The sequence below is a fragment of the Escherichia sp. 20412-1 genome (assembly GCF_003027595.1).
Classification (GTDB): domain Bacteria; phylum Pseudomonadota; class Gammaproteobacteria; order Enterobacterales; family Enterobacteriaceae; genus Escherichia; species Escherichia marmotae.
Window position 1 is genome coordinate 279,328 of the sequence record NZ_PYQM01000002.1, and the last position, 9,589, is coordinate 288,916.

11 protein-coding genes are annotated in these 9,589 nt (G+C 50.6%); 4 read left to right on the top strand and 7 right to left on the bottom strand.

From position 1 onward, the window contains the following. Window positions 1-73: 73 nt before the first annotated feature. Genes C7B16_RS03015 through nlpE form a run of 3 tightly spaced genes read left to right on the top strand, consistent with a single transcriptional unit; the run spans window position 74 to window position 1,762 of the window. Entirely contained in the window at window positions 74-619 is a 546-nt protein-coding gene (locus C7B16_RS03015) for a YaeQ family protein (RefSeq protein WP_001185278.1), read from the top strand. Continuing rightward, complete coding sequence (gene arfB, locus C7B16_RS03020) at window positions 616-1,038, top strand: alternative ribosome rescue aminoacyl-tRNA hydrolase ArfB (RefSeq protein WP_000635552.1); 423 nt, start codon at window positions 616-618, stop codon at window positions 1,036-1,038. The genes C7B16_RS03015 and arfB overlap by 4 nt, the downstream gene beginning before the upstream one ends. A 13-nt stretch (window positions 1,039-1,051) precedes the next feature. Continuing rightward, window positions 1,052-1,762 (top strand): envelope stress response activation lipoprotein NlpE, encoded by a 711-nt coding sequence (gene nlpE, locus C7B16_RS03025; RefSeq protein WP_107179341.1) that lies wholly within the window; start codon window positions 1,052-1,054, stop codon window positions 1,760-1,762. A 255-nt stretch (window positions 1,763-2,017) separates the two neighbouring features. On the opposite strand, the gene C7B16_RS03030 is transcribed toward nlpE, so the two are convergent. The 7 genes from C7B16_RS03030 to metN all read right to left on the bottom strand — a co-directional run bounded on the left by C7B16_RS03030 (window position 2,018) and on the right by metN (window position 8,482). Further along, window positions 2,018-2,842: a YaeF family permuted papain-like enzyme gene (locus C7B16_RS03030; RefSeq protein ID WP_107179342.1), complete on the bottom strand. Its 825-nt coding sequence runs from the start codon at window positions 2,840-2,842 to the stop codon at window positions 2,018-2,020. Between the two features lie 52 nt (window positions 2,843-2,894). After that, entirely contained in the window at window positions 2,895-4,613 is a 1,719-nt protein-coding gene (proS, locus tag C7B16_RS03035; RefSeq protein WP_001260711.1) for a proline--tRNA ligase, read from the bottom strand. A 110-nt stretch (window positions 4,614-4,723) separates the two neighbouring features. After that, window positions 4,724-5,431: a tRNA (N6-threonylcarbamoyladenosine(37)-N6)-methyltransferase TrmO gene (gene tsaA, locus C7B16_RS03040; protein WP_107179343.1), complete on the bottom strand. Its 708-nt coding sequence runs from the start codon at window positions 5,429-5,431 to the stop codon at window positions 4,724-4,726. After that, the gene (gene rcsF, locus C7B16_RS03045; RefSeq protein WP_001202319.1) at window positions 5,428-5,832 is read right to left on the bottom strand and encodes an Rcs stress response system protein RcsF; all 405 of its coding nucleotides are present in this window, start codon (window positions 5,830-5,832) and stop codon (window positions 5,428-5,430) included. The genes tsaA and rcsF overlap by 4 nt, the downstream gene beginning before the upstream one ends. A gap of 117 nt (window positions 5,833-5,949) precedes the next feature. After that, the gene (metQ, locus tag C7B16_RS03050; RefSeq protein ID WP_000874673.1) at window positions 5,950-6,765 is read right to left on the bottom strand and encodes a methionine ABC transporter substrate-binding lipoprotein MetQ; all 816 of its coding nucleotides are present in this window, start codon (window positions 6,763-6,765) and stop codon (window positions 5,950-5,952) included. A 39-nt stretch (window positions 6,766-6,804) separates the two neighbouring features. Next, window positions 6,805-7,458 carry a methionine ABC transporter permease MetI gene (locus C7B16_RS03055; RefSeq protein ID WP_001517783.1) on the bottom strand — a complete coding sequence of 218 codons (654 nt, stop codon included), beginning with the start codon at window positions 7,456-7,458 and terminating at the stop codon, window positions 6,805-6,807. Then, a complete protein-coding gene (gene metN, locus C7B16_RS03060; protein WP_000593986.1) occupies window positions 7,451-8,482 on the bottom strand; it encodes a methionine ABC transporter ATP-binding protein MetN in 1,032 nt (343 codons plus the stop codon). Before metN ends, C7B16_RS03055 begins: the two co-directional genes overlap by 8 nt. A 187-nt stretch (window positions 8,483-8,669) precedes the next feature. Between metN and gmhB the strand changes: the two genes are divergently transcribed. Continuing rightward, window positions 8,670-9,242, top strand: a complete 573-nt coding sequence (gene gmhB, locus C7B16_RS03065) for a D-glycero-beta-D-manno-heptose 1,7-bisphosphate 7-phosphatase (protein WP_001140179.1) — start codon at window positions 8,670-8,672, stop codon at window positions 9,240-9,242. Window positions 9,243-9,589: the final 347 nt, after the last annotated feature.

Consider the following 9,589-nt stretch of genomic DNA (forward strand, 5'->3'; position numbering starts at 1 on the left):
ATTTCTGCAATATCAGCGCCGCAACTGCACGTATTCCGTTACAATGGCCTCCTGATTCGAAAGGAGTTTTCTTATGGCGCTTAAAGCGACAATTTATAAAGCGACGGTTAATGTGGCCGATCTTGACCGCAACCAGTTTCTCGATGCCTCTCTGACGCTGGCGCGCCACCCTTCAGAAACTCAGGAGCGCATGATGCTGCGCCTTCTGGCATGGCTGAAATATGCCGATGAACGTCTGCAATTTACCCGTGGTTTGTGTGCCGATGACGAGCCGGAAGCGTGGCTGCGTAATGATCATTTAGGTATTGATTTGTGGATTGAACTGGGGCTGCCGGACGAGCGGCGAATTAAGAAAGCCTGCACCCAGGCCGCGGAAGTGGCGCTGTTTGCCTATAATAGTCGGGCGGCGCAGATCTGGTGGCAGCAAAATCAGAACAAATGCGCGCAGTTTGCCAATCTTTCCGTCTGGTATCTGGACGACGAGCAACTGGCAAAAGTGAGTGCCTTTGCCGATCGCACCATGACACTACAGGCAACGATTCAGGACGGCATTATCTGGTTATCGGATGATAAGAATAATCTGGAAGTAAACTTAACTGTCTGGCAACAACCGTCATGATTGTGATTTCCCGACATGTTGCTATCCCCGATGGCGAGCTTGAGATCACCGCCATTCGTGCTCAGGGGGCGGGCGGGCAGCATGTCAATAAGACCTCAACGGCTATTCATCTGCGTTTTGACATTCGGGCCTCCAGCCTGCCAGAGTATTACAAAGAGCGCCTGCTCGCCGCCAGCCATCACCTGATTAGTAGTGATGGTGTGATTGTCATTAAGGCTCAGGAATACCGCAGCCAGGAACTGAACCGCGAAGCGGCGCTGGCCCGACTGGTGGCAGTGATTAAAGAATTAACAACGGTACAAAAATCCCGACGACCGACGCGACCTACCCGTGCATCGAAAGAGCGCAGGCTGGTATCGAAAGCACAAAAATCAACCGTGAAGGCGTTGCGTGGCAAAGTGCGCAGCGGTCGGGAATAAAAAGAAGGAATTGATGGTGAGAAAAGCGATAGTAGCAGCGATGACTGTAATCAGTCTCTTTACTCTAATGGGATGTAATAATCGGGCCGAAGTAGATATGCTTTCCCCAGCGCAGGCCGCCGAGCTGAAACCGATGCCGCAAAGCTGGCGTGGTGTGCTGCCGTGTGCTGATTGTGAAGGGATCGAAACCTCTTTGTTTCTCGAAAAAGATGGAACCTGGGTAATGAGTGAGCGCTATCTGGGCGCTCGTGAAGAGCCTTCATCTTTTGCTTCCTACGGTACATGGGCGAGAACCGCAGACAAACTTGTATTAACCGACACTAAAGGCGAAAAGTCATATTATCGGGCAAAAGGTGATGCGCTGGAGATGCTCGATCGTGAAGGTAATCCGATTGAATCGCAGTTCAACTACACACTGGAACCGGCAAAATCCAGCTTGCCCATGACGCCGATGACCATGCGTGGCATGTATTTTTATATGGCTGACGCAGCAACTTTTACTGATTGTGCGACCGGAAAACGATTCGCGGTGGCAAATAACGCAGAGCTGGAACGAGGCTATCTGGCTGCTCGCGGCAGCAGTGAAAAACCGGTGCTGCTGTCAGTAGAAGGTCACTTTACGCTTGAGGCTAATCCGGATATCGGGGCACCGACTAAGGTATTAGCGCCCGATACGGCTGGTAAATTTTTCCCGAACCAGGATTGCAGTAGTTTGGGGCAGTAAACCTGCTTGTGGCAGAAACAAACGCAAAATTGCCTGATGCGCTACGCTTATCAGGCCTACAGAGTAGATTGCAATGTTTTGAATTAGCACGATTTTGTAGGTCGAATAAGATGTTCACACCGCATCAGGCATTCTGTGCACAACGCCTGATGCGACGCTGGCGCGTCTTATCATGCCTACAAAACACCCCCATTCCTTAGGAGTGATCAAACGTTTAATCCACATCCGGCATAAACACTCTGAGACTGGCTTTTATCACCGGGTCAGTCCAACGAAGCGACCCGTTTTGATATAAATCCCTGGTTTCAGATGCCCAACATACTGTAACTGTGCTTCTGGCTTAAACGCAGAGACATCGCCAGCACGCATATGTATCAGATCGGCAGGACTAATCCAACCTGACTGCGCCAGCGTAAGCGGATGCCCGGCTTTGGCAAATGCATCCGTGACAAATTCCGAACAAAACCACGATTTTTTGTCCCCCTCGCCAACACTGCTTAACTGCGCTTTCGCCAGGCCGCTGACGCACTGTTGGCGGAAATCTGCGGAAAAAGGATTCAGTGAGCACATCTGGCGGGTCACCATAAACGGAATAAATTCGATAATGCCGCGATAGTTATACCCGCTATCTTTGATTTTGTTGGCGAACGCGGTGATATCTGTGGCTTGTTGCGGGGTAAGATCCGGGGCTCGTAAGACGAAAAGCTTATCACTATGCTTCATGGCTTTTTTCAGGGAAACAATCTGGACGCCAGCGCCTGTCGCTTCTGCGACGTTATTATCACCTAAATAGATGGCAACGTGACTCACCGAGGAAGTGCTGAAGACGCGGATACCGAATGAGGTTATCCCAAGGCTTGAGGAGAACAGCAAATCGCCGGGCTTGAGGTCAGATTCAGTTATTTCAGTTATTGATTGTTCGGTAAAAGAGCTTTGATGCTGGAATTTGACTGCCCATGTTTTCGCCTCGGCATCTACCGCTGTGGCTGATGAGTCTGGCTGACTAATATCAACGGTACAGGCCGAAAGTAAAAGAAAGCAAGGGAGAAGCAGACGACAGTACGCCTTTGGTTTATTCATTTTATACAATCCATGTAAAAAAGGGTCCTGAAATTCAGGACCCTTTCTGGCATCAGCCTTTAATCTGTTTCACCAGATAATCGACGATGTCACCGGTCTTAATTAATTGCTTCTCGCCGTTACGACGGTATTTGTATTCGATATCGTCGTTGTCGAGGTTACGGTCGCCCAGCACGATAGTGTGTGGAATACCGATCAGTTCCATATCGGCAAACATCACGCCCGGACGTTCTTTACGGTCATCCAGCAGGACTTCGATTCCCTGCGCACGCAGTTCGCTGTAAAGTTTCTCGGCCAGTTCTTGTACGCGGAAGGATTTGTGCATGTTCATCGGCAGAATAGCTACCTGGAACGGTGCGATCGCGTCAGGCCATACGATGCCGCGCTCGTCGTAGTTTTGCTCAATCGCCGCAGCCACTACACGCGTAACCCCAATACCGTAGCAACCCATAGTCAGGATCTGGTTGCGGCCATCTTCGCCCTGTACGGAGGCTTTCAGAGCTTCAGAATACTTAGTACCCAACTGGAAGATGTGACCGACTTCGATACCGCGTTTGATCAGCAGCGTACCCTGACCATCCGGGCTTGGATCGCCAGCCACTACGTTACGGATGTCAGCAACTTCCGGGGTTGCGACATCGCGATCCCAGTTGATACCAAAGTAGTGTTTACCGTCGATGTTAGCACCGGCAGCAAAATCACTCATCGCCGCAACGGTACGGTCAATTACAACCGGAATCGGCATGTTTACCGGACCCAGTGAACCCGGGCCTGCTTTAACGACGGCACGAATTTCTTCTTCGGTTGCGAAAGTCAGTGGGCTGGCAACCTGCGGCAGTTTCTCCGCTTTTACTTCGTTCAGTTCGTGGTCACCGCGCACCAGCAGCGCAACCAGCGGGAAGCTGCTGCCTTCAACAGCTTTAACCAGCAGTGTTTTAACGGTTTTTTCAATCGGCAGATTGAACTGTTCAACCAGTTCAGCGATGGTTTTCGCGTTCGGTGTATCAACCAGCGTCATTTCCTGAGTTGCAGCAGCGCGCGGTTCTTTCGGCGCGATAGCTTCTGCCAGTTCAATGTTAGCTGCGTAGTCAGAGGTGTCGGAGAAGACCACATCGTCTTCACCGCTCTGTGCCAGCACCTGGAATTCGTGAGAGGCGCTGCCGCCGATAGAACCGGTGTCGGCCTGTACGGCGCGGAAATCCAGCCCCATACGGCTGAAGATTTTGCTGTAGGCCGCATACATTGCATCGTAGGTTTCCTGCAAGGATTCCTGAGAAGTGTGGAAAGAGTAAGCATCTTTCATCAGGAATTCGCGGGAACGCATGACGCCGAAACGTGGACGAACTTCATCACGGAACTTGGTCTGGATCTGATAGAAGTTCAGCGGTAACTGTTTGTAAGAACTCAGCTCATTACGAATCAGGTCGGTAATAACTTCTTCATGAGTTGGGCCGAGTACGAACGGACGCTCGCCACGGTCAACAAAACGCAGCAGTTCCGGACCGTACTGTTCCCAACGACCACTCTCTTGCCACAGATCGGCTGGCTGAACCACTGGCATCGACACCTCGATCGCACCGGCGTTGTTCATCTCTTCACGCACGATGTTTTCGACTTTTTTCAGAACGCGCACGCCGGTCGGCAGCCAGGTATATAACCCGGAGGCCAGCTTGCGGATCATCCCGGCGCGTAGCATCAGTTGATGGCTGATCACCTCGGCGTCGGCAGGTGTCTCCTTGAGAGTGGAGAGCAGGTATTGGCTAGTACGCATGTTGTTACGGTTCCAGTTGGAAGGTAGAACAGGCTCAAGGCGAGCCTGGGACAAAAAAAGTGATTTAGTTTACCAGTGCAGAAGAAATGTCAAAAGAGAAGGGCGTGAATTTAACGCGCTTCCAGCGCAAAGACTTCAAAACCAGTCTCGGTGACTCGCCAGCGGACGTTAAAATCATGCAGCCAGACGGCATAGGTTTTACCTGTGTCTTCACCTTTACGATAGGCCGGGCGCGGGTCCTGCGCCAGTACTTCGCGGATAAACAGCGTTAACTGCGGATAACGCTTCTCCAGCGTCAAAAGTTGCTTTTCGACGTCTGCGGTAAATCTCACCGCCATCTCTGCTACTGGCGCGCTTTGCGCATAGCTGGCGCTGGCATCGGGAAGCGATTCGGCAAAGGGGAGGTAAGGTTTTATATCTACCACCGGCGTACCATCGACCAGATCCAGACCGCCGAGCTTCAGAATCACGTTATCTTTATGGCAAACAACCTCTTTCAGCTCTACCAGTGACATCCCAATCGGGTTAGGGCGAAAAGTAGAACGCGTGGCGAAAACGCCCATTCTGGCGTTACCGCCGAGACGAGGCGGACGCACAGTCGGGCGCCAGCCACCTTCCATCGTTTGATGAAAGACGAAAAGGATCCATAAATGGCTGAACGCTTCCAGGCCGCGTACGACATCGGCCTGGTTGTAAGGAGCAATAAGGTGCAGTTCTCCGTTGGCGCTTTTTACCAGCCCAGGCTGGCGCGGAACGGCGAATTTTTCTTTATAGGGTGAGCGAATAACACCTATTTGCTCAAACTGGAAACTGCTCATTTCGCCGTAATGTTAAGCGCTGAACCGATGCACACAGCCTGACGATAGCAGCCTGGCGTACCGCTGGTGACTTCACAGCTATGCAGTAATACCGCATTGGCTTTCATTTTGGAGGCATTGATTTGCATCCGCTTACGTGCGGTTGGGATGCTCGGTGGAGAATCCTGATTAGAGGCCTGGCAAGAGTCGCCACTGACTTCACCGAGATCGCGGAACGGTTTGCCGACTAATTCTTCAGCATTGGTATAAATTCGGACCGGCGTGGCGCGCGGCGCTTTCGGTTTTGCAGGCTCCGCTTTCGGCTGGGGTGCAGTGCTTTGAACGGATTCGACAGGGGATCTGCTTAACATAGAACAGCCGCTTAGCATGAGTGCTAATAAACAGATCGGTAAAGCACGCATAGTATTTCCTCAATGTATGATCAAAACGTCAATATTGAATCAGGCGCTTGTAAAAATGACAAGACGGGCAAGCGCCCGTCCTGAATGATATTACAAATTGTGGAAACAGCCTAAAAATTACCAGCCTTTAACCGCACCGCCGTTAAACACTTTATTTGCCGCTTCATAAACTTCATCAGACTGATAAGCCTGGACGAATTTCTTCACGTTTTCCGCGTCTTTGTTATCTTCACGGGTCACGATCAGGTTTACGTAAGGAGACTCTTTGTCTTCCACGAAGATACCGTCTTTCGCCGGAGTCAGGCCAATCTGGCTGGCATAGGTGGTGTTGATAACCGCCAGAGCAATCTGTGCATCATCCAGGGAACGTGGCAATTGCGGTGCTTCCAGCTCAACAATTTTCAGATTTTTAGGATTCTCAACCACATCAAGCACGGTCGGCAGCAGACCTACGCCATCTTTCAGCTTGATCAACCCCACTTTTTGCAGCAGCAGCAGTGAACGGCCGAGGTTAGTCGGATCATTCGGTACGGCAACCTGTGCTTCATTGGGTAGTTCATCCAGTGATTTGATTTTCTTGGAATAACCGGCAATCGGATAAACAAAAGTATTACCTACTGCAACCAGTTTGTAGCCACGATCCTTCAGTTGCTGATCGAGGTACGGTTTGTGCTGGAAGGCGTTGGCGTCGATATCGCCTTTGCTTAATGCTTCGTTCGGTAGCACGTAGTCGTTGAAGGTGACCAGCTCAACGTCCAGGCCATATTTGTCTTTCGCAACTTTCTGCGCGACTTCTGCAACTTGCTGTTCGGCACCGACAATCACGCCGACTTTAATGTGGTTTGGATCTTTTTCATCCTGACCGCAGCCTACCAGTGCCAGTGATCCAATCAGGGCTCCCACTGCCGCAAAGGTTTTGAGTTTGAACGCCATACCTTATTCCTTCTTCAATTATTTATGTTGTGTTGAACGTTACTTGCGAGTGACAGCCCGGACGATGCGATCGCCTGCGAACTGAATTAAATAAACCAGAATGACCAGCAATACCAGCACCGTATTCATCACCGTTGCGTTATAGCCGATGTAACCATATTGATAGCCAATCTGACCCAAACCACCGGCTCCGACTGCACCACCCATCGCGGAATAACCGACCAGAGTAATCAGGGTGATAGTTGCGGCATTTACCAGACCCGGCAACGCCTCTGGTAACAGCACTTTGCGCACGATCTGCATCGGTGTGGCACCCATTGCGCGGGAGGCTTCAATCAACCCGGTTGGGATCTCCAGCAGGGCGTTTTCGACCATACGGGCAATAAACGGTGCTGCGCCAACTGTCAGCGGAACAATCGCCGCCTGCAAACCAATCGATGTGCCGACAATAATGCGAGTAAACGGAATCATCCATACCAGTAAAATAATGAACGGAATGGAACGGAAAATGTTCACAATCGCAGATACGGTACGATACAACTTCGCGTTAGCAATAATTTGCCCCGGACGTGTGACATAAAGCAGGACGCCAACCGGCAGACCAATCACAAAACCGAAAAAACCGGATACGAAGGTCATTGCCAGCGTTTCCCATACGCCACGAACCAGCAACCACATCATCGGCTCAGACATAACCCAGTACCTCTACTTTTACATGGTGTTCTTGCAGCCAGGCAATGGCGGCTTGCGTATCTTGTTGTGTACCGTGCATTTCGGTCAGCATGATGCCGAACTTAACGCCTCCGGCGTAATCCATCTGCGCGCTAATAATGTTGTTATTAACGTTGAAACGACGTGCGGTTTCAGAAAGCAACGGGGCATCTACTGACTGACCGGTAAACTCCAGGCGCAGCATGGGGACACAATCAGTGAACGGCTCCGCTTGCAGACGTTCCTGATAATCTTCCGGGATATCCAGATGCAGGGTCGACTGAATAAATTTCTGTGCCAGCGGCGTTTTCGGATGCGAGAACACTTCACTTACTGTGTCTTGCTCGATCAACTCACCATTGCTGATAACCGCCACGCAATCACAAATACGCTTCACAACGTCCATTTCGTGGGTGATTAACAGAATCGTCAAACCCAGACGGCGGTTGATGTCTTTCAGCAGTTCGAGAATAGAACGCGTGGTTGCCGGGTCCAGTGCGCTGGTGGCCTCATCGCACAGCAACACTTTGGGATTGCTGGCTAATGCGCGAGCAATCGCCACACGCTGTTTCTGCCCACCGGAAAGATTCGACGGGTAGCTATCATGTTTGTCGCCAAGACCAACCAGCGCCAGTAATTCCGTCACGCGACGTTTGATCTCCTCTTTTGGCGTGTTGTCCAGCTCCAGCGGCAGTGCCACGTTACCAAAAACAGTACGCGAAGAGAGCAGGTTAAAGTGCTGGAAAATCATGCCAATATGACGGCGCGCTTTGGTCAACTCGGATTCTGACAGCGTGGTCAGTTCCTGGCCATCGACCAGAACGCTACCCTCGGTTGGGCGCTCCAGCAGGTTTACACAACGGATAAGCGTACTCTTACCCGCGCCAGAGGCACCGATAACGCCATAAATTTGTCCGGCTGGCACATGCAGACTGACGTTGTTTAACGCCTGGATAGTGCGGGTGCCCTGGTGGAACACTTTGGTGATATTCGAAAGTTTTATCATTGATTATTTATTATCGTCATTAAGTTAGTCGTGGCATTTCGACTGCCTGATACGGTCAAAGCCGTCAATGAAATGGATGTTAAGGCATCCAGACGTCTAAATCAATCAGGTTTATACGAAGAGCACTTTCTTGCAGGTCGAAACATGCGATACTAGCGGCACATGCCTTATTAAGGAGCTATAAAAGGTGGCGAAGAGCGTACCCGCAATTTTTCTTGACCGTGACGGCACCATTAATGTCGATCACGGCTATGTCCATGAGATCGATAACTTTGAATTTATCGACGGTGTCATTGACGCCATGCGTGAGCTTAAAAAAATGGGCTTTGCGCTGGTGGTGGTAACGAACCAGTCTGGTATTGCGCGCGGCAAATTTACTGAAGCGCAGTTTGAAACGCTGACCGAGTGGATGGACTGGTCGCTGGCGGACCGTGATGTCGATCTGGATGGCATCTATTATTGCCCGCATCATCCGCAGGGCAGTGTTGAAGAGTTTCGCCAGGTCTGCGATTGCCGTAAACCACATCCAGGAATGCTTTTGTCAGCACGCGATTATTTGCATATTGATATGGCCGCTTCTTATATGGTGGGCGATAAATTAGAAGATATGCAGGCAGCGGCTGCGGCGAACGTGGGAACAAAAGTGCTGGTGCGTACGGGGAAACCTGTTACCCCTGAAGCTGAAAATGCAGCGGATTGGGTGTTAAATAGCCTGGCAGACCTGCCGCAAGCGATAAAAAAGCAGCAAAAATCGGCGTAACGATTAAAAGATGAGCGGTTGAAATAAAAATGCATTTTTCCGCTTGTCTTCCTGAAACGACTCCCTATAATGCGCCTCCATCGACACGGCGGATGTGAATCACTTCACACAAACAGCCGGTTCGGTTGAAGAGAAAAAATCCTGAAATTCAGGGTTGACTCTGAAAGAGGAAAGCGTAATATACGCCACCTCGCGACAGTGAGCTGAAAGCCGCGTCGCAACTGCTCTTTAACAATTTATCAGACAATCTGTGTGGGCACTCGAAGATACGGATTCTTAACGTCGCAAGACGCTAAATGAATACCAAGTCTCAAGAGTGAACACGTAATTCATTACGAAGTTTAATT

Bases quoted from the DNA above. Each gene is read 5' to 3' on its own strand.
- C7B16_RS03015 (WP_001185278.1), top strand. From the start codon at position 74: ATGGCGCTTAAAGCGACAATTTATAAAGCGACGGTTAATGTGGCCGAT.
- nlpE (WP_107179341.1), top strand. From the start codon at position 1,052: ATGGTGAGAAAAGCGATAGTAGCAGCGATGACTGTAATCAGTCTCTTT.
- proS (WP_001260711.1), bottom strand. From the start codon at position 4,613: ATGCGTACTAGCCAATACCTGCTCTCCACTCTCAAGGAGACACCTGCC.
- metN (WP_000593986.1), bottom strand. From the start codon at position 8,482: ATGATAAAACTTTCGAATATCACCAAAGTGTTCCACCAGGGCACCCGC.
- rcsF (WP_001202319.1), bottom strand. From the start codon at position 5,832: ATGCGTGCTTTACCGATCTGTTTATTAGCACTCATGCTAAGCGGCTGT.
- C7B16_RS03030 (WP_107179342.1), bottom strand. From the start codon at position 2,842: ATGAATAAACCAAAGGCGTACTGTCGTCTGCTTCTCCCTTGCTTTCTT.
- arfB (WP_000635552.1), top strand. From the start codon at position 616: ATGATTGTGATTTCCCGACATGTTGCTATCCCCGATGGCGAGCTTGAG.
- tsaA (WP_107179343.1), bottom strand. From the start codon at position 5,431: ATGAGCAGTTTCCAGTTTGAGCAAATAGGTGTTATTCGCTCACCCTAT.
- C7B16_RS03055 (WP_001517783.1), bottom strand. From the start codon at position 7,458: ATGTCTGAGCCGATGATGTGGTTGCTGGTTCGTGGCGTATGGGAAACG.
- metQ (WP_000874673.1), bottom strand. From the start codon at position 6,765: ATGGCGTTCAAACTCAAAACCTTTGCGGCAGTGGGAGCCCTGATTGGA.